This window comes from Bradyrhizobium sp. BTAi1 (genome assembly GCF_000015165.1).
Taxonomy (GTDB): domain Bacteria; phylum Pseudomonadota; class Alphaproteobacteria; order Rhizobiales; family Xanthobacteraceae; genus Bradyrhizobium; species Bradyrhizobium denitrificans.
This window is the reverse complement of sequence record NC_009485.1, coordinates 6941653-6961478: the sequence shown is the minus strand read 5'-3', so window position 1 is coordinate 6961478 and position 19826 is coordinate 6941653. Positions and strand designations below refer to the sequence as shown.

The window sequence follows — 19826 nt, the reverse complement described above, 5'->3', positions numbered from 1 at the left end:
GTCAACGCTTTCGGCGAGTTCGATCGAACTCAGTGAATGTGACAAGATGTCTGTCGGATTAGCAGATCGCTGCACTTGCACCGCTGGAACGTAGTCGTCGGGAAACAAAAATCTATGCCAGATCGAGTCCTCGCGCCCGGCCTGATCCTGCAGCGCAATCGTTGACTCAACCGCTGCGGCACACGGTCAATTCGCCGCAGTGCGAGAGTGCAAAGCCCCGTCGTTCGATGGCCGCGTGAAATGTGCGTTCCGCGTGGTCTCCGTGGAGCTCGATGACGATGTTGTCGACATGATCGATCCATTCGTCACACGCCGAGCTGAACAGCGCGCTCTCTGAGCCTTCGATATCGATCTTGAGCAGCGAGATGCGCTGTTGCCCGGCGAGCGCGATCAGCTCCGGCATGGTCACCGCTGCGACAGGCACGGAGTCGTCGTTGGCTTCGATGCGTCGTCCCCACTCCGCTCCCTGCATCATCGTCCGGCGATCGAAAGACAGCCGTTCCTTGCGCGGCCAGATGGCGGCCTGCAGGGTCTTGCATCTGTCGCCATAAGGCTGAACGTTGCGCTGGAGCAAGGCGAAATTGCCCGGGTCGGGTTCGACCGCGATCAATGTGCAGCTTGGAAATCTCGACAAAAAATAGGCTGACGAGTAGCCTGCATTGGCGCCCAGGTCGAGGATCACGTCAGGATTTCGCAGATCGTCCAGGCATCTATATTCGCGCTCGATAAGGATCTGGTTGAAGACGCCCAGGTCGCTCGTTCCGCGTCGCGCGATGACTGCGTGGTCCAGGTGTTTGGACGTCAAACGCAGGAGATCCGAACGTCGTCGCTTCTGGATGACGAAGTTGATCGTTGGGAAAATGCCAAGGCTTTCGACGGCCGATCTGTAGAAATCTGTGCGTTTCACGGGAAGCCACTGCCTGAAATATCGCGCCAAGCTACGTCAGGTTTCGACGTCCGCCAACGTCTAATAATTGGCCGCCGGAGCAAGGCGTGCGTCGCCAGACCTGTAAGAAGGTGAGCTGGGCAAGTGGCGCGGAGGTTTCCCGATGATGACGTGCTCGGCGAAACGCCTCGGACGCTCGTTGTAATTCGGCGCGAGGCGGTCCATGCCAGCGAGCAGCTTGCGGGCCGCGCCGCTAAGGAGACGGTGCCGCAGGCCGTCGTACTATCCGTCTCTCTCTCACGAAGATTTCGGCGAGATGCTCACGGTGGGAGCTGTCCACAAGGAGGCCGCGCCTGCCTCGTAGCTACGACGAACTTTCTCATGCACGACGCGGTGCATAGGCCATCCTCTCTTTTCGTAGTCTCCCAGCCCGACGAGCAATTCCCGCATGCACGCTCTGCACAAACTGCTCCTCGAGCCTGTTTGTTGCATGCTTGGCGGCTTGTTGTGTCGGGCAAATCACTACGATGATCCCGGCTATCCCGCCTGCAATGAAGAGGGCGTTTCGGCCGAACGTCACGAGGCGTAGCAGCGGGGAGCGGTGGACGTCGCGGACTTGGGGTTCTGCGCGAGCGGGCCGACGAGCGAGTCCGGTGCGGACGTCAAGTCGGAGGGGCCTTGCATCCCGATGCCCCGATGCCACGCTTGCCTCGGCGCTGATGTGCTGCGCAGTCAACGGAGACCAGAAAGCCCGGCGCACCGGGGAGACTACGAAGCAGCCGCTAATCATCGCGCAGGGAAGGCCGGTCGTTCCGGCTGTGCCTGTGGTTCCTTCCCCGTGATTTTTGTTCACACGGGGCCGCGGGTGCCTGTCGGCACTCGGTCTTCCCTGCGCCCTCCGAACACATGGAGGCGGTGACGACGGCAGTGCCTGGGCCTGGCGGCCGCGAGAGGCTATGGTGCTCGGCCCATCGTGGATGTCGTGGACGCGTGTCCTGCGGGCGCGGCCGTTAACGATGAATATTCAAGCACCGCTTGCCACATCTGCTCCACTTTATCGGCGCAAATCCGCCCCGGATGAATTCCTAAAACTCACGTAAGCCCAGGAAAAGTAAGATTTTGGCAATCAATCAAACGCTAACAATGGTTACCAAGGGCTGAACGTCATCTGGAGACTTGAACGTGAGCGAGCAAACGGCCGAACAGACCAGCCTTGGCATTGCCTCTCTTGGCGTCGCCGGAGCTGAGCCGGCGCTGAAGACCTCGGCGTCCCCCGATGTTGTCGATATCGCCGTGCCGGCGATCGCTCCGGCCGCACAGCCGATGATCGCGCCCGATCACGAGGCCCCCGGCGCCGATCACCCGGCAGTCGAGGTCAAGGCCGAGGCCATCAAAGCCGAGTCGCTGAAGACCGAAATTGGCAAGACGGAGCCGAAGCGACTGGATCTGGTCAAATCCGACAAGCCGAGGCTGGAGCCGGTCAAGGTCGATGCCGCTCCGACGCCCGTCAACGCGAGCGCTCCCAAGTCACCCGCGACCATCCTTGACCTGATCAGGACCGAGCCTGTCAAATCGGAGCCTCTCAAGACCAGCGCCGCCACGGGTGAGCTGCTCAAGGTTGAGACACCCAAGCTGTCCATGCTCGCGGCAAACGCCCCGAAGATCGGATCGATGGCAGCCGCCGCGCCGAAGCCTGAGGCTCAAGTGAAGGCTGAGACCCAAGTCAAGGCTGCAGCTGGCGCAAAGCCGGACGGCTCCGTCACGCCAGTGGTGACCGCCAAGACCGAGCCGTTTGCAAAGCCCGATGTTTCCGTCAAGGCGGAGGCCAAGGTGGAGGCTGCAGCCAAGGTCGAGACGAAGTCCGAGCCTGTGGCGAAGCCTGACACGGCGGCGCAGCGCCCGAATGGTCCGCGTGACGCGAAGGCGGAGCCAACCAGCACCAAGGCTGGCGCGGTGTTCGACAAAGCGACGGCCTGGGCCAAATCGAACTTGGCGTCGAAGTTCAAGGCCGAGCCGTTCAAATTCAATGCGAGCTCCAAAGCGCCGACGACGGCCGAGGCGCCTGCTATCGCGATCCTGTCGCAATCGGGAAAGCCAGCATCCGCTCCGCTCGCCCCCGCTGGCAGGCTCCGCCTGCCGGCCGTTGCCGCGACAGTGCTGCTGGCGATGGTGGTCGGCGGCGTGGCCGGTGGCCTGGTGACTGCAACCCTGATCAGCCCCCCCAACGCGGCGACCGTGGGGGACACGGCGGGCGCCACGTCGGATCCGACGCTCGCAGCCACCGTGTCGCGGATCGATAATGATGTCGCCGCGCTCAAGGCCAGCCTGGAGCAGACCAACCAGACCAGTCTCGTCGAACTGAACAAATCCGCCGAGCGCCTGGACCGGCTCGAGAAAGTGCTGGGCGAGCTGTCGACCAAGTCGACGGGCAAGCCGAGCGAGCTGCAGCGGCTGAGCGACGCCGTCGAACGGCTGCGCGCGGCGCAGGCGTCGGCGACCGCGCAGCCGGCAGCCCGCGACAATACGGCGCCGGGGCAGCAGGCCGTCGGGGCCATCAATGCTGCCGCGCCGCCTGCCGGAGTGGCGAGCCGCCAGGAGGCGAACCGGGCCGAGGCGCCGAGAGCGGACACGAGCCGGGCCGAGGCCGCGCGCGCCGAGGCACCGAGGGCCGAGGCCAACCGCGCCGACACCGCCAAGCTGCGCGTGCTCGATGGCTGGGTCCTGCGCGATGTCGGTCGTGGCGGCGCGTTGATCGAGGGCCGCGGCGGTCTGTACGAGGTCTATGCGGGCGATCCCGTGCCGGGTCTCGGCAAAGTGGATGCGATCCGAAAGCAGGACGGCCGCTGGGTGGTCGTCACCACCAAGGGACTTGTCGTTTCGCGCTGATCGACCACATCCACTGATCGACCATGTCTGTTGCGTGAAGCGAATATTGCGAGGCGCCTCACCGCGACGTGAGGCGCCGTGCCGCATATTAGCGCGTTGCCGCCGCCTTTCGGCTATCTTCGTTTCGTAGCAAGCCGGCGCGCGGCGGGGCCTCTGGCCCGGTTCGTGCGCTCGGTTCGAACGAGGAGGCGCATCTTGCGACCGTTGCTGATTGGCTTGGCCCTGCTGTGTTGCAACTCGCTTGCTCATGCCGACGAGGCTGCGCCGCTCGAGCGCGGCACCGCCATCCTCGAGCCGTTCGCGCTGCGTGAGCTCGACAAGGGCCCGTTCGGCCTCGGCCGGATGCTCGCAACCGGCAGCGATGCGACCCTGACCAGCGCAACGCTGTTTGCGCTGCCGGCGATGCAGCCTATCCGCAAGGCGCTCGATGCCGAGTTCGACCGCTATGTCGAGAAGCACAGGACGACGCTGCCGAACGAGAGCATCGGGGTCGGCACCTCCTATGCATTCCAGCTGTTCGACCGCGCCGTGCTGGATGCGCCCGATACCCGTTTTGTGCTGGCCGGCGTCGTCAACCGGATGGATCGCGCCTTCGTCGATCCCGACCATTGCGGCGAGGTGCGGCTGCTCTACAGGCTGACGCGGACGACACCCCCGGAAGCAAAAGGCGGCGAGTTGGCGTCGCCGCGGCTGCCGATGACGCTGAACATCGTGCTCAAGGCGCGGAGCGACGAGCAGGCCCGGAGCAACGCGCCGAGCTGCGCCGACATCGCCAAGCGCTGGCTGGCGACCTCGGACCTGCAGCTGACAGGGCCCGAGCTGGCCGCAAGACTTGTTGCGCCCGACGGGCCGCTGGCGCTGATCAGGCCGGAGAACATCCACCGCATCGAGACCAATTTGCAGATCGCCCATGCGCCGAAATCCGACGTTCGCGATTTCCGCACCGACTACATGATGAAGGTGTTCGACTATCAGTCTGCCAGCGGCACCTTCGAGGAGGCGGTGCTGGAGGACCAGGTCGACCGCGACCGGCTGCTGGCGGATGCCGCGCTCGCGCGCGAGTTCAAGGCGTGGCTGCTCGATCCCGTGCATCTTGGCGAGCTCGACCGTGGCACGGCGGTGATCCCGGACAAGTTCCTGGCCAAGGTCGCCGTGGCGCCCACGCCGGTCGGCTTCGTCAATTCCGATTTGTTGCCCGCTTATGGCCTGGTGCAGGGAGATTCCAGCGGTCCTGCTCCGCTGTTCACCCAGGCCGACGTGGTCGGCGCGCTCGAACAAGCGGCCGCGCAGGGGGTGAGGCTGCAGAACATCCAGACGGTCGCGGGCTTCGAGCGCCGCCTCAACGATTCGAGCTGCGGCGGCTGTCATCAGACGCGCGGTATCGGCGGCTTCCATTTCCCTGGCGTCGACTGGATGGCGGAGAAGCCGTCCAACACTGTTGTGGTGCCGGGCTCGCCGCACTTCTTCGGCGATCAGGTGCGCCGCCGCGATATCCTCACCGCTCTTGCCGAAGGCCGCACGCCGGACTTCTCGCGCGGTTTCGCCAGCCGTCCGCAGCTGCGCGGCAGCGACGAGCTGGCCGGCACCGTCTACAATGACGGCTGGGGCGCGCATTGCTATGCGGGCCGCACCGATCCTGCAGAGAATGACAAGAGCTTCTCGACCTGGACTTGCGCCTCGAACCTGTCCTGCCAGACCGGGCCCGCGACGCGCTTCGGCATGTGCTTCATCGCGACACGATAGGTCAGGCGACCGCGCCGCGTGCGCGCAATTCGCGGATGGCCTGGTCGTCGAAGCCGGCCTGCCGCAGAATGTCGTCGCTGTGCTCGCCTAGTCCCGGCGGCTTGCGCGGGACGACCTTGCGCTGGCCGTCGATCCAGATCGGGCTGTTGACCGTCAGCATGGTGTCGTTCTCGAACGGCACCAGCACCTCGTTTTCGATCATCTGCTTGTCATGGGGGATGTCGTCGAGAATGCCGACCACCCCGAACACCAGCCCGCTGCCATCGAGAATCCTGCGCCACTCCGCCAACGGTCTGGTCGCGAACACCGCGTCGAACTCCTGGATCAGCTCGACCGAGCGCGCGTGGCGGTCGGCCTTGGTGACGAAGCGCGGATCCTCGATCAGATCCTCACGGCCGAGGCAACGGGCGAGAATCGGCCACTGCTTCTCCTCGTTGAGCAGCGACAGCATGATCCAGCGGCCGTCCTGGCATTTGTAATGGTTGGCCACCGCGTTCAATGCGCGCTCGCGCGGCCGTCGCTCGACGAAAGTCGCGCCGCACAGCTTCGCCTGGGCCAGGACCGAGGCTGCCCAAACTCCGTTCGCCATCAGGTTGGAGGCGACGTGGCTGCCTCTGCCGGTCCGCTCGCGCTGATACAGCGCGGTGACGATCGCGCCGTAGAACGCCATCGCGCAAGGGTGGTCGCCCATTCCGGCCACCGAGCGCGCCGGTGTCGTGCTTTCGTCGGCGCGCACCAGATCCATCAGGCCGGACCGCGCCCAATAGGCGTTGCTGTCGAAGCCGGGCTTGTCGGCTTCCTCGCCCTTTTCGCCATAACCGGTGAACGACGCATATATCAGCCGCGGATTGAGCGGCGCGAGTGTCTCGTAGGTCAGGCCGAGCTTGGCCCGGACCGAAGGGGGGAAGTTCGTGATGAAGACGTCTGCCTCCGCAACAAGCCGCCTTAGGACGGTTTGGGCCTCTGGCTTCGCCAGATCGAGCGCGATGCTGCGCTTGTTCCGGGCTTCGAGATACCAGGCATAATTATGCTCGCTGCGCGGATAGCCGGGCAGGTTCGGCAGGTTGCGATAGGGATCGCCGGCGCCGGGCGGTTCGATCTTGATCACGTCGGCGCCGAAATCGGAAAGCACCGTCGCCGCGGCGGGAGCAGCAATGAAGCTCGCGCAATCCAGCACTTTCAGGCCGTGAAAAATGCCCTTCTCATCCATGAGACGCTGCTCCCGTTTTTTGCTTTCCGCGCGCTGGAATTTTGTTCTTTGCGCGGCTTGATGCCCATTTGACTCATGTCGGGCCAGCAAGGCAATGGCGGGAGGGAGCTGAACCTACAAACAAGTGCAAGCTAAAATGCATGACAATATCAGGAGCGGACACCGCTCCTGTCTGGTTCCTCGTGGCTCGTGTTGTGCTTGCTCGGCAAGCGGCACGATGTGCGCCGAAGGGCCGTGAGGCAGGGGGGCCATGAGGCAGAAGGCGCGCGAGCTCGTCTATTACACTTTCAGGTTCTCGGCCGAGCTCCTGCCGCGATTGGCGATCTCTTCGTACTCGATCGTCTGGCCTTCGTTGAGGGTCGTGAGCCCGGCCTTCTGCACTGCAGAGATATGGACGAAAATGTCTTTGCCCCCGGCCGCGGGCTGGATGAAACCATAGCCCTTGGTCGGGTTGAACCACTTGACCGTACCTTTAGCCATACGTTGCCTCCGCGGGATCAATCCAGATCGAGCCGGCGGTCCCCGCAAACCGTCAGGCCCGAAATTAAGGATACTGCGGTTGGGACGGCCTTGATAGCGCAAACAGCGGGCGCTTTCGGCCCCAATTGATCGATATCGTGGCGGCTTTGCGGCTTTTGGCTGCCGCGCCGCCCACCGCTTCGCCAGCCGCCGCCCAACCGCGGCAACCATTCTCGTATGACAGTTGATGGCGCAAACAGGTTCAACGCCGATCTCTCACGCAACCGCGCCTTCATCGGATGGCGTCAACGCCGCGATGTCGGCGGCCTCCATCGCGATCCGGACGCGCATCGGCTCGGCGCGGCCGCGGATCTCCACCTCCTGCTGCGGCAGCGAGCCGTGCGCAATGCCGGCCCGCGTATAGACATCCTCCGAAATAATGAACTGGCAGCCGAGGGATTTGGTCATGTCCTGCAGCCGCGAGGCGACGTTCACGGCGTCTCCCAGCGCGGTGAAGACCATGTGGTCGCGGTAGCCGATCTCACCGACGATCACTTCGCCACCGTGGATGCCGATGCCAAAACGCAGCGGATCCTGCAGGTCATGGCTGAGAACCTGGTTGAGCGCGGCGATGTTGGCCGCGATGTCGCGGGCGGCCTGAATCGCCTGACGGCAGGCCAGGTGAGGGGTTGCCGATAGTCCGAACAGCGCGAGCATGCCGTCGCCGACGAACTGATTGGGCTGGCCGCCATTGCGCAGCACAGCCTGGGAGACGGCTTCCAGAAAGCGGTTGACGATGAACACGACGTCGAACGGCAATCGTTTCTCGGCGAGGCTGGTCGATCCGCGCATGTCGACGAACAGGCTGACGAGATACCGTTCCTGTCCAATGCGGGTCCTTGGCTTGCCGCGCTCGCCGGAGGTCAGGTTGGGCATGAAGAGCTGAAAGAACGAGAGATCGGCCGTCGGGCGCAGCTGACACGCCAGCCTGATCGAGGGATCGGCGGCACCGACTTGGGACAGGACGAAGGCCTCGCGGGGCGACGGCGCCGGCAGCGCAGTGTGATCGCCGATCACCCTGATCCGGCAGGTCGAGCAGCGCGCACGGCCGCCGCACATGCTGGCATGCGGCACGTTGTTGCGCTGACTGGCCTCGAGAATCGAAAGCCCCTTGGGCACCCGGACGATGCGCCCATTGTTGTAGGACAATGTGATCATGCCGCCGCGGCGTTCGCTGATGGCCCTGACGCCGCGTGCCGCGAGCACGGCGCCGATCAGGCCGATATAGCCGATCAGGAAGCCGTTCATGATGGTCTCGAGCGCGGCCTGCTCCGAGGGGATCCCGGTCTGCCGCGATGTCAGGTTCTCGGCGCGCCATTCCATGGACGTGCTTGCAGCGATCACGTCACGGCCGCCTCGATAAAAGCCGAGCAGCGCCAGCGTTGGGATCAGCACGGCACAGGCGAGAAGCCAGGGCGCGGCTCGCTCATAGAGCGGCTTGAGGCGGAGCCAGGCATGCAGGCCGATGCAGCCATGGGTCCAGGATGTCAGCAGTGCCGTGGTCATCAGTCCGACCCGCCAGGGCGGTCCGGCCCAGTAGGAGTACAGGACCTGCGGATAAAACTTCTCGTGCCCGTACAGCGTCTGACCGAGGCGGACGCCGGCGATATGGGTGAAGATCAGTGCCGGGATGCTGAGGCCGAGCACGAGCTGCAGCGGCTCGATGAGGCTGCGGCTGAACTGCCGGCGCTGATAAAGCGCCCACAGACCGAGGCCGCCATGGATGAGAACCGCCGCGTAGAACAGCACTGCGACCGGCAGGAATTGCCAGAATGCCACGTGATAGGACAGCCCCGCGGCGAGCGCATGCAGCGACACATTGCCGAGCGCGTGATTGAGGAAATGGCTGAGCAGGTAGCTGAAGAGAATAATGCCGCAGATCAGCCGCACCTGACGCAGGCCGATGCCGCGCAGCGCCGTTCGCAGATGATGAGAAATCGAGATGGTCATGCGGCCCGTGTGGTCATGAACAGTGATGCTAGAGATTTATTCCCTGGTAGCCTAGTGGGGCGGAGCGTGGGAAAAGGCCTGCGATCCCGCCTGCGTGGGGGAGCGTTGACTCGCCCGGCAGAGTCGGGGAAAAGCACCGCGTGACGGCCATTTCCCCCAGCATCGCAGGTCCAGATTCCCGCTCCTTGCGCGCCGCGTGGCTCATGGCTGCGGCGATCATCGCCGGCATGACGGTGCTCCGGATCGTCTATGCGAGCGCGCTGGATCTGCGCACTGACGAGGCCTATTACTGGACCTGGTCGAAGGAACTGCAGCTCTGCTTCCTCGATCATCCGCCCATGATCGCCTGGTTTGTCCGGCTTGGAACGGCTCTGTTTGGCGACACCAATCTCGGGGTCCGCTTCGCGGGAATCGTGGCGATGGCGGCATCGCAGCTTCTGCTCGCCGACATCGTTCGCCGCGTCACTCACAATGCGCGTGCCGTGATCCTTGCCGTGCTGCTGCCCGAGGCTGCGCTGTATTACGGGCTGCTGATGGCCAAGGTGGCACCCGATATTGCGGCGATCCCTTTTGCTCTGGCGATGATCTGGGCGCTGGTGCGCCTGGTCGAGAGTGACGATGGCCGCTGGTGGCTCGTCGCTGGACTGTTCGGCGGCCTGGCGCTGCTGTCCAAATTCACCGTCGTGATGCTGCTGCCGGGCGTGGCGGCATTCCTGCTCGTTCCGGCGTGGCGGAGCCGTTGGCTCGCGAGCCCCTATCCATGGGGCGCAGCACTGATCGCGCTCGCGGTGTTCTCGCCGGTGCTGATCTGGAACGTGCAGCATGACTGGGCCTCGTTCCGATTCCAGCTCGTTCGCGCCACGGCGCCGCGCGATTTTTCCTGGCGGACGGTCGGCGACTATATCGGACTGCAGCTCGGACAGGTCGGCTTCGTCCTGCTGCCGGTGACGCTGTCCGCGCTGACGCTGACAGCCTGGCGCGGTTATCGCACCCGCGAGCCGGTCGCCATTCTGCTCTCGACCGCGGTGCTCGTGCCGTTCCTGTATTTCCTGTGGAAGTCGCTCACTCTGCGGATCGGCGACACATGGCCGATGTTCATGTGGCCGATCGGCTTTGCCGCGGTGGCGATCAACATCGTGAGACTTTCGCAGGAGGGCTGGCCGGCATGGATGATTCGCTCGACCGTCGGCTGGGCGCGGATCGCAGTCGCGAGCGGCCTCGCGATGGTCGTTCTGATCTTCCTCTATTATGTCGCGGCACCCTGGAATTTTCTCGGCAGGGCCGACCCGATCGGGAGCGAGGCAGGGTACCAGCAGGTCGCGGCGCAGGTCGAGCATGAGCTGGCTGAAACCGGCGCAACCTGGATCGCCACCTCCGACTATCGCACCTATGCGATGATGCGATGGTTCTTCAGGGGGCGTGTTCCGGTCGTCCAGGTCAACGAGCGCGCCCGCTTCCTGGGCTTTCGGGATCCCGGCATGAACCTGATCGCAGCGCATCCCGGCCTCTATGTCGTCCGCGGCCCGGACGATTCCGGCCTGCTCTGGGCCGGCACGACGGCGCGCCTCGCGCCGCTCGGCAATGTCACCCGGTCGTGGCGCGGCACGGTCATGGAGACCTACGCGATCAAGAAGCTGACGGGGTGGACGCCGGATCTGTCACCACCGCCGGACTCCCCGTTGTATCAGTGGCGATGGCTGGCCGGAGATCTCGACGCCGCGAGCTTCGCCTGAGCATCACTCCGCCTCGTCCTGCTTGCGCAGGAGATCCTTGGCGAGATCGGCGAGAGCCGGGCGCGGCAGCGCGGCAAACGGCATCGGCCGGGTCACGTCGATCGCGGCGAGGCCGAGCCGGGCCGTGAGCAGGCCGTTGAGCACACCTTCGCCAAGCCGCTGTGACAGCTTCGCGGCGATGCCATGACCCAGCACCTGCTGGATCAGGCTGTCGCTTGCCGCCATGCCGCCGGTGATGGCGAGATGGGCGATGACATGGCGCAACAGGCTGATCATGCCGAGCGCACCGGGGCGGCCGCCATAGAGCCGCGCCAGCTGCCGGATCATCCGCAAGCTGGCCACAAACACGAACAGCACGTCGATCAGTGCCCGTGGGCTGACCGCGGTCACGACCGAGACGCGTTGCGCTGCCAGCGACACCAGGCGCCTGGCTTCGACATCCAGCGGCGCCATCAGCTCGCGCTCGGCGAGCTTGATCATGTCGGCGCCATCGATGATGTCGTCGGCATGGCCGGTGAGCGCGGCGCGCGGACGCGCCAGCCGCGGATTGGCGTGGGCGATACGCAGCAGCTCGGCCACCACGGCGCGGCTCTCGGCACGGTCGTCAGAAATCAGCACGGCAGCGGCGCGCTGATGCAGCTTCTCGATCGTGGCGAGACGCACCAGGCCGTAGGTCTCGCGGCCGATCACGGCGGCAAGTGCGACGGCGGCGGCTGCGGCAAGGCTGGCGCCGACATAGCCGAGCGCCTCGCTGCGCGCGAACAGATCCTCGATCAGATGCGTGACCCCGAGGCCGAGGCCGAGCAGGACGAGGCCGGCGACCGATCCCCAAAACAGGGCGCCCCAGCGGAAGCCGCGCCGCGCGGGCAGAGCGAGTTCGACCGGGACGGGCAATTGCGCCGGGTCGGCTTCTGGCGTGATCTGAATTGTGCCGCGGCCGGGCCGGGCCGCATCCTCGGCATCGACGACAACGACGTCCGGATCGTCGAGCCGGAATGTCTGGGGACGGCGGGGCTTGGCGCGTTCGCTCATTGCAGCCGGTCTCCGATCAGGAACTGAAGGGCGCGGTCGAGACGGATATGGGGCAGCGCGGGCTCGCCGCCAGCCTCCCGCTCCAGCAGCGGCGGGCGGAAGCGCAGAAAGCGGAAATCGGTACCGTCGGCGCCGGCGCTCGACAGGCCCCGATAGGCGCCGCCTTTGAACAGCTCCTCGGCATCGGCGGGCAGCTCGCCCGGGAACGTCGCCACTTCGGTCTGTCCGTCGAAGATCTCGCCATTGGCGCTTTCGCCCGCCGCGGGGGTGCCGAGCAGGGACGGCAGCTTGTCGCGGCCACGCGCCACCAGCGCCTCCCGCGTCGCCCTGACAGCGGCGAGCGCCACCACGTCGATCTCGGCGCCGGTGCTCTCCGCCCGGGCGACCGCATGGTTGACGGCCCGCCGCAGCACGGCCTCGAGTCGATCATGGCTGGTATGGTGCAGATGATCGGCCTTGGTGGCCGCGAACAGGATGCGGTCGATGCGCGGCCGGAAGAGTGCCGACAACACCGAGCCGCGCCCGACCCGGAAGCAGTCGAGAATGCCGGTCAGGGCGGCTTCGAGATCATGCAACGCCTCCGGTCCGGCGTTGAACGCCGCCAGTGCGTCGACCAGCACGATCTGGCGATCGAGCCGCGCGAAATGGTCGCGGAAGAATGGCCGGACCACGATATCCTTGTAGGACTCGTAGCGGCGCGCCATCATGGCCCATAGCGAGCCATCCGGTGCCCGGCCGTCCGCCGGCACATCGAGTGGCGCAAAGGTCAGCGCGGGGGATCCCGCGAGATTGCCGGGCATCAGAAAACGCCCCGGCGGCAGCAGGCTCATCGCGAAGCGATCGTCCCGGCAGGCGCGCAGGTAGTCGGTGAACAGGCGTGCTGACTCGAGCGTCGCCGGCTCGTCCTCACGACCTTCGGCGGAGAGCGTCGCCAGATGCGCGTGCCACGCTCCGGCCAAGTGCGACCGCGGCTCGCTGCGCGACAGCGCGAGGCTTTCGCGGGCCCATTGCTCATAGCTCTTGTTGAGCAGCGGCAGGTCGAGCAGCCATTCACCGGGATAGTCGACGATGTCGAGCGTCAGGGTCCGCTCCGCGCCGTTGCCGCGTTGAAATTCGATCACCAGCCGGAGCTCGCTGATGTCGACCGTCGAACTGGGCCAGCGCCGCTCGGCGACCAGCGCCCGCACATGGCTTTCATAGGCGAAGCGCGGCACACCATCGTCCGGTTGCGGTGCCAAAAAGGCGCGCGCGATGCGCCCGGAGGACAGCGCCTCGAACACCGGCATGCGACCGCCGCGAATGAGGCCGTGAATCAGCGCCGTGATGAACACGGTCTTGCCGGCCCGTGACAATCCGGTGACGCCGAGCCGGATCGTCGGGTTGAAGAAGCTCTCGCCATAATCGAGCAGGGCACGGGCGGAGAGCCGCGCTTCCTCGACGATTTCGGAAAAAGACACCATGAGAAGGAAAGAATTCGCCAGTTGAAAAGCGCGTGAGCGATTTTTGACAGGTGGCGATGAAAAACGCTGAAATCAAGCTCACATGTCCGCGGCATTTGCGGATAGAAACAGCGATTGAACGGATCGTTGACCTCTGGAAACCATAATCGTCCGGGCAAGTTTGTCTTGGCAAGCCAGCGCCAGGTTCCTCCATGACCGTATTCCAACTGAAACAGTTCGCCTCGACCTCCGTCCACGCCGCCGCCGGCGCGGTCCGCTGGAATTACGACAAGGTAGAGATGATTGCCGACGGCATCGTTCATGCGGTCGGGATCAGCTTCGGCCTGGTCGCTGCGACCGTGCTCGTCGTCCTGACCTCCATCTATGCCAGTCCCGTCGACATCGTCGTGGTGTCGGTCTACGTCGCCGGCCTGCTGTCGATGTTGATCCTGTCGGCGACCTATAATCTGTGGCCGGTGTCGCCGACCAAATGGGTGCTGCGCCGGTTCGATCACTCGGCGATCTATGTGCTGATCGCCGCGACCTATACGCCATTCATCGCGGCGCTGAAGGATACGCTGTTCTCGGCCGCGCTGCTGCTCGGCGTCTGGGGCGTCGCCATCTTCGGCATCGTGCTCAAGCTGCGTTGGCCGGGCAGGTTCGATACGCTGTCGATCGGGCTGTATCTGGCGCTCGGCTGGAGCGGCATCATGATGTACGACCGGGTGATCGCGGTCATGCCGACCTCGGTGCTCGCCTGCGTGCTTGCCGGCGGCATTCTGTACAGCCTCGGCGTGATCTTCCATTCCTGGCGGCGCTTGCGCTTTCAGAACGCGATCTGGCATGGTTTCGTCTTGCTGGGCGCCGGCTTTCATTATACCGCGGTGCTCGATCTGGTCTTGACATAGAAATTCCGCGGGGAGGGCTTTGCATGCAGGTGACCGGCAAGATCGTGGTGGTCACCGGCGGAGCCCGGGGCATCGGCAAGGCGCTGTGCGAGGCCTTTGCGCGGGCCGGCGCGGCCAAGGTGATCGTGGCCGACCTCGACGAGACTGCAGCGAAGGCGGTTGCCGAGAGCGTCGGGGGCGCGGCGTTCAAATGCGATGTCTCGCAGGAAACCGACATCAGCCGTGTGATCGAGGAGACCGAGCGGCAGTTCGGCCCGATCGCGCTGTTCTGCTCCAACGCCGGCATCGGCGGCGGATTCGATCCGCTCGCGGTGAATGTCGGAGGCACGACGGATGAGCCGTGGGCGCGCAGCTGGGCGATCCATGTGATGGCGCATGTTTACGCGGCGCGGCACCTGATCCCGCGCTACAAGGCTCGCGGTGGCGGCTATTTCCTCAACACGATCTCGGCGGCTGGCCTGCTGTCGCAGGTCGGCAGCGCGCCTTATTCCACCACCAAGCACGCCGCGGTGGGATTCGCCGAGAATCTCGCGATCTCGCACAAGGCTGACAACATCAAGGTCTCGATCCTGTGCCCGCAGGGCGTCGACACCGACATGCTGCGGTCGATCCCGAAGGGCCCGCAATCCGGTGACGGCGATCTGACGCCCGAGCAGGTGGCGCAGGATGCGCTGAAGGGGCTCGCTGAAGAGACATTTCTGATTTTGCCGCATCCGCAGGTGCTCGGCTATATGCGCAAGAAGACCGAGAATTACGATCGCTGGCTCGGCGGCATGGCCAAGATCCAGGCCAAGATGCGCGAAGAGTTCGGCAAGTAACTTCGCGATCATTGTCGTCGATGATCTGACCGCGCCCCTTGGCAAACACACCGGCCTTGGCTGTGACGGCGTGGCGGGTCCTGCATCCGGTCCTGACAACTCAAGACACGACCTCTCGTTTTCGCGGAGCCCGATTCGCGTGGTCGGTCCGCATTGTTCGGTTTACGGCGCCGGCAGGGCGGTCGAACCAAAAATTGACTAATTAGTTCGTTCAGCGAGCGCCGATGGCGTCTGCAGATCGCTTCGATCCTGCATGTTGCGAATGCTCCTCATTGCCACATGAAATCTCCCCGGCTCGGCAAAATTTCCGCCGACCTTTGCCAGTCATCTGGTCACAAGGGGAGCGCGTTGGCTGCACATGTTGCGGACGATGTCGGGCGCATCCCGACGTTCTCGCGAGACCTGTGTATCTTCGGCTTTCCGTGCAAACTCATTCATCCCACAAGACCGGCGCGTTCGCCGTGCGGACGAAGCGGCTGATGGTGACGCGATCACAGCGCGGGGTTACGCTCACGCTGGTCGAGGTGCTGCTGCTCACGGTCATGGTGGCCGATGCCGCGTCGGCGCAGCAGACCATCACGGTCAAGCCGACGGATGTCGTTCCCGGGCGGGCCGATCGGCTGTTCTTCCGTCACGTCACCGCGCGCAGCATCTACTACAATGTCCCGCGCATCGCCAATGACAGCCGGATGCTGGCGATGCGCCAGGACCCGCGCAACGTGGGCGCGTTATTGCGTCCCGTGCCTGAGTCCGGTGCGCCGGCGCTTGCGGCTCCGGGCAAGGCCGGCGTGTCTCCGGGCAGCTTCACACTCAAATCCGCTGCGTTCCAGCCGGCGCGTGGTCTGAGCGCGCCGGTGGCGGCGCGTGACGTCACGCGCGGAGTGCAGCTGGCAGCAGCGCAACCGGCCCCGTCGCAAAATGCAGCACCACATGGTGCAGCAGCGCTAGCGGAGCCGGTCGCGGTCGCGCCGGCCTTGCCGGCCGTCGCGGCAAGCCAGCCGGTCGGCGTGATCCGCAACCGCGACGTCTTGCCCGATCGCAATCTCGCCACGGTGACGCCGCAACCGGTAGCCGCCGACGCCAAACCTTATGATCCGACCGGCGTGACGGTCGGATCCTTCCTCGTGAAGCCGGCGGTGGAGATCTTGGCCGGCTATGACAGCAATCCGACACGGCGAGCCCGGGGAGCCGGATCGCCGGTGGCGATCGTGGCAACCGACGTCTCGCTCCGCTCGCAATGGGAGCGGCATCAGCTCAACGCCGATTTCCGCGGCGCCTATACCGATGACACCAATGTCCGCGGCATCAGCCATCCGACCTTCGAGGCGCGGGCGCAAGGGCGCTACGACGTCATCGATGGGACGGCGGTCACTGGTGAGGCCCGGTTCGTCAACGATGCCTTGACGATCCCGGGACTGCTCAAGCTGCCGCGTGTCACCAGCTTCGGCGGCAGCGCAGGCGTTCTGCAGAAGCTCGGGGCGAGCGAGATCGCGTTCAAGGGATCGCTCGATCGGGTCGTCTTCAACGACGCGATGATCACGACCAACATCCCGTTGCGGACACAGGACCGCAACTACACTCAACCAGGTGCGCAGCTCCGCGTGACCTATGTGCTGACGCCGAACATCTCACCCTTCGTCGATATGAGCTTCGACCGCCGCAATCACGATCTGCAGGTCGATTTCAACGGCCAGCGGCGCGATTCGACCGGCCTTGCGGCGCGTGCGGGCGCTGTCGTCAACATGGGATCGCTGACCGGCGAGGCCTCGGTCGGCTATCTCACGCGTCGCATGGACTCGCCGGCGATGCCGAACATCAACGGCGTGATCGCGGATGCGACCCTTGCCTGGGCCGCGACCGATACGACGACGTTCGTGCTGGTGGCGCGGTCGCAGGCCTCGGAGACGCCGGCGATGAACGTCTCGGGCATCCTGTCGCGGGACGTGATCCTGCAGGTCGACCATCAGTTCGAGCCGTGGCTGATCGGCACCCTGCGCGGCGGCTACGGCCAGGATCAGTTCGTCGGCATCGGCCGGACCGATCAGCGGACCTTCCTGGCGGCCGGCGGCACTTACAAGATGAATCGCAACATTCAGCTCAAGAGCGAGGTCCGTACCGAATGGACGCGCTCCAATATCGTCATGAACAACTTCATGGCCGTGGTCGGCGTCGTCGGCGTGCGCTTCCAGTATTGATGGCGGCGTCGGGCCCCGCGCGAAGGCTTCTGACCAACCGCCGCGCGATGGTCCCGCGCCAATCGCCATGCGTGGCGCGCCAGCCGGCTTCCTCTGCAAGAGGGCCGTCGTGATCAGCCTATATCGTTGAGCGGGGCGGGCTCTCGTCGCGACTTTGCCGGGGCTGGACGCAAGAAAAAGCCCCGCAGGGGGGCGGGGCCTGAAGGCAATGCATGTCCGGCGGATGGGGGAGGCCGGGGCAGATCATGCGGTGGGGTGAGGTTAAGTCCCAACGCGTGACCGTCATCCCCGGCCGGGTCGGCATGCGGCTGGTTGCGGCCTTGTTATCGTTTATCTGGTCCGCGCCGCCGGGCAGGCGGCGCGGAGCGCAGTGGCCTTATTGCTCGAGCGCGGCAAGCGCGGCGTTGCCGATCTGCTGCGCCTCGGCCCAGGCGGCCTGGGTCGCCTGCTGCGCAGCGGTGTAGCCGGCCTGGATCTGCTGCTGGGCTGCCGCCCGCAGCGCCTGCTCCTGCTGCTCGCCGCTTTCGCGCGCCTGGGTCAGGGCTTGATTGTCAGCGTTCAGGGTCGCGTTGGCCTGGTTGAAGGCGTTCGCGGTGGTCTGCGCCTTGGCGTTCGCAGCTGCCAGCGCGGCCTGGTTGGCGGCGTTGTTGGCGCGTTCAACCTGCTCGGCTGCCTCCTGCGCATCCTGCTTGGCCTGCTGCGCAGCCTGCCGCGCCTGCTCCAGCGCCTGCCGGTCCGCATTCACTTTCTGCTCGGCCGCCTCGACCGCCGCATCGAGCGCGCCGATCTTCTGGTTCAGCGCGGCCTCGACCGTCTTCTGGTTCTGGGTCGCGGCGGCCTGCGCGGCCTGGGTCTTCTGCTGCGCCACCGCGCGGGCCTGCTCGCCAGTCTTGAGTGCAGCCTGCAGCGCGGCCTGCTCGGCGGCTTCCTTGGCCTCCTGGTTCTGCTGGTTGTTGTTGTTGGCCTTGCCGTTGCCGTTATTGGCCGCGGCTCCGCCGTTGTTGGCAGCGGCTCCGCCATTGTTGGCCGCAGCGCCGCCATTGTTGGCGTTGCCTGCAGCCTGGCCGGCCTGCTGGGGCGGCCTTGCCGGCCGCTTCGGCGGTCTCGCGCGCCGTATCCTTGGCGGCGTTCGCGGCCTCCTTGGCCTCGTTGGAGACGTCGATATCCTTGTCGAGCTTCTGGAAGGCGGCCTGCAGCGTCGACGAGGCCGCCGTCAGCTTCGCGGCAGCTGCGGTGGCAGCAGCCTGGTTGGCTGCAGTCGGATTTTTCTCCGCCTGCTCCTGCGCTTCGATCGCCGCACCGCGCGCATTTTGCTCGGCCTGGCGTGCGACGTCGATCGCCTTGCGGTCGGCGGCGACCTGAGCTTCGGCGGTGGCTGCGGTCTGCGCAGCAGCTTGCGCTGCGGCGTTGGCCTTGGCGACCGCGTCGTTGCTGCTCGATGCGGCTGCGGCCTTGGCGGGGGTTGCCGCGGCCGCCGCGGGGGCGGCGGTCGTCTTCGCGACGGCGACTGTCGTGGTTGTCGTTGACGAGGTCGTTGCCGGCTTGGCCGCCGCAGCCGTCGTGCTCGTGGTGGTCGCGGCTGCCGTCTTCGTGGTGGTGGCTGCCGCTGTGCCGGTCGTCGCAGCGCCCTTCGTCGCCGTGCCAGTCGTCGCCGTGGCCGTCGTGGCGGCTGCGGGCTTTGCGGCGGCTGTGGAGGTGCCGAAGCCGGTGCCTGTGCCGTTGCCGGTTGCTGTCGCCGTTGCGGTCGCGGCGCCGTTCTTGGCGGTCACCGTCGTGGTGTTCGTGGTGCCGGCGGTGCCTGTGGTGGCAACTGCGACCGTTGTCTTGGCCGCGTTCGCGGCCGTCGCCGCCGTGGTCGCGGCCTTGCTGGCTGCACTGGCTGCGGCATTGGTCGCCGCCTTTGCAGCCGCGTTTGCGGCGGCCTTGGCCGCAGCGTCGGCTGCAGCCTTCGCGGCCTGCTTTGCGGCGGCATCCTGAGCCGCCTTGGCCGCGGCAGCGGCCGCAGATTTGGCGGCGGCATCCTGGGCCGCCTTCGCGGCGGCTGCGGCTGCGGCCTTGGCGGCTGCGTCCTGCGCGGCCTTCGCAGCCGCGTCCTGCGCCGCCTTCGTCGTGGCCGAGGTCGCGAGCGCGGTCGTCATCGCCGCCTGGGCGTTGGCGTCACGCGGCAGCGTGGTCACGGCCAAGGCGGCCATGAGAGCCAGCACGCTGACGTGCCGATAGAGGTCTTTCCTCGATGATGCGGTTTGAATGTTCTTATCCATCATCAGCTCAACTCCATTGGTACGCTGGATCAGATGACGGAACCTTTTGGTAATGATTTTGGTTTGCAGAATGGTCGGACCTTGCAACCAACATGGCGGCTGTCTGCCAGCTGACGGCAGGATTTCGCGGCCTTTGCGGCAGCGGCGCTGCGGCGAGATGGCGCAGCGCGTCAGAAAGCTTTCGAAACAATCGCTTGTCGGACGACAGCGAGCGTCACGGTTGCGGCCCGATCATGCGCATTCGGC

The 19826-nt window shown here is 65.5% G+C and carries 14 protein-coding genes; 6 read left to right on the top strand and 8 right to left on the bottom strand.

What is annotated here, in order from left to right; genetic code table 11:
• Positions 1-166 precede the first annotated feature (166 nt).
• Positions 167-907, bottom strand: a complete 741-nt coding sequence (locus BBTA_RS31305) for an FkbM family methyltransferase (protein WP_168167933.1) — start codon at positions 905-907, stop codon at positions 167-169.
• Between the two features lie 1161 nt (positions 908-2068).
• Between BBTA_RS31305 and BBTA_RS31300 the strand changes: the two genes are divergently transcribed.
• Together BBTA_RS31300 and BBTA_RS31295 are read left to right on the top strand one after the other, a co-directional pair.
• The gene (locus BBTA_RS31300) at positions 2069-3772 is read left to right on the top strand and encodes a hypothetical protein (protein ID WP_012046517.1); all 1704 of its coding nucleotides are present in this window, start codon (positions 2069-2071) and stop codon (positions 3770-3772) included.
• A 204-nt stretch (positions 3773-3976) separates the two neighbouring features.
• Positions 3977-5515, top strand: coding sequence for a hypothetical protein (locus BBTA_RS31295; RefSeq protein WP_012046516.1), 1539 nt, complete (start codon positions 3977-3979; stop codon positions 5513-5515).
• 1 nt (position 5516) lies between these two features.
• Here the strand turns inward: BBTA_RS31295 and BBTA_RS31290 are convergent, their stop codons facing one another.
• From BBTA_RS31290 to BBTA_RS31280, 3 genes are all read right to left on the bottom strand, one after another.
• Positions 5517-6725: a CaiB/BaiF CoA-transferase family protein gene (locus BBTA_RS31290; protein WP_012046515.1), complete on the bottom strand. Its 1209-nt coding sequence runs from the start codon at positions 6723-6725 to the stop codon at positions 5517-5519.
• 279 nt (positions 6726-7004) lie between these two features.
• Complete coding sequence (locus tag BBTA_RS31285) at positions 7005-7205, bottom strand: cold-shock protein (protein WP_006609369.1); 201 nt, start codon at positions 7203-7205, stop codon at positions 7005-7007.
• 255 nt (positions 7206-7460) lie between these two features.
• The gene (locus tag BBTA_RS31280; protein WP_012046514.1) at positions 7461-9194 is read right to left on the bottom strand and encodes an adenylate/guanylate cyclase domain-containing protein; all 1734 of its coding nucleotides are present in this window, start codon (positions 9192-9194) and stop codon (positions 7461-7463) included.
• 203 nt (positions 9195-9397) lie between these two features.
• Here BBTA_RS31280 and BBTA_RS31275 point away from each other — a divergent pair, with 203 nt between their 5' ends.
• Positions 9398-10927: a glycosyltransferase family 39 protein gene (locus tag BBTA_RS31275; protein ID WP_012046513.1), complete on the top strand. Its 1530-nt coding sequence runs from the start codon at positions 9398-9400 to the stop codon at positions 10925-10927.
• A 3-nt stretch (positions 10928-10930) separates the two neighbouring features.
• On the opposite strand, the gene BBTA_RS31270 is transcribed toward BBTA_RS31275, so the two are convergent.
• The gene (locus tag BBTA_RS31270) at positions 10931-11959 is read right to left on the bottom strand and encodes a YcjF family protein (protein WP_012046512.1); all 1029 of its coding nucleotides are present in this window, start codon (positions 11957-11959) and stop codon (positions 10931-10933) included.
• Entirely contained in the window at positions 11956-13419 is a 1464-nt protein-coding gene (locus tag BBTA_RS31265; protein WP_012046511.1) for a YcjX family protein, read from the bottom strand. Before BBTA_RS31265 ends, BBTA_RS31270 begins: the two co-directional genes overlap by 4 nt.
• Before the next feature lie 191 nt (positions 13420-13610).
• Here BBTA_RS31265 and BBTA_RS31260 point away from each other — a divergent pair, with 191 nt between their 5' ends.
• The 3 genes from BBTA_RS31260 to BBTA_RS31250 all read left to right on the top strand — a co-directional run bounded on the left by BBTA_RS31260 (position 13611) and on the right by BBTA_RS31250 (position 17319).
• Positions 13611-14306 (top strand): hemolysin III family protein, encoded by a 696-nt coding sequence (locus tag BBTA_RS31260; protein ID WP_012046510.1) that lies wholly within the window; start codon positions 13611-13613, stop codon positions 14304-14306.
• 23 nt (positions 14307-14329) lie between these two features.
• On the top strand, positions 14330-15124 hold the full coding sequence (locus tag BBTA_RS31255; protein WP_012046509.1) for an SDR family oxidoreductase: 795 nt from the start codon (positions 14330-14332) through the stop codon (positions 15122-15124).
• A 479-nt stretch (positions 15125-15603) separates the two neighbouring features.
• Positions 15604-17319 (top strand): outer membrane beta-barrel protein, encoded by a 1716-nt coding sequence (locus tag BBTA_RS31250; RefSeq protein WP_244424212.1) that lies wholly within the window; start codon positions 15604-15606, stop codon positions 17317-17319.
• Between the two features lie 376 nt (positions 17320-17695).
• Here the strand turns inward: BBTA_RS31250 and BBTA_RS41905 are convergent, their stop codons facing one another.
• Both BBTA_RS41905 and BBTA_RS31245 read right to left on the bottom strand, forming a co-directional pair.
• Positions 17696-18187, bottom strand: a complete 492-nt coding sequence (locus tag BBTA_RS41905) for a hypothetical protein (RefSeq protein ID WP_012046507.1) — start codon at positions 18185-18187, stop codon at positions 17696-17698.
• A 109-nt stretch (positions 18188-18296) separates the two neighbouring features.
• Complete coding sequence (locus tag BBTA_RS31245) at positions 18297-19583, bottom strand: hypothetical protein (RefSeq protein WP_012046506.1); 1287 nt, start codon at positions 19581-19583, stop codon at positions 18297-18299.
• Positions 19584-19826: the final 243 nt, after the last annotated feature.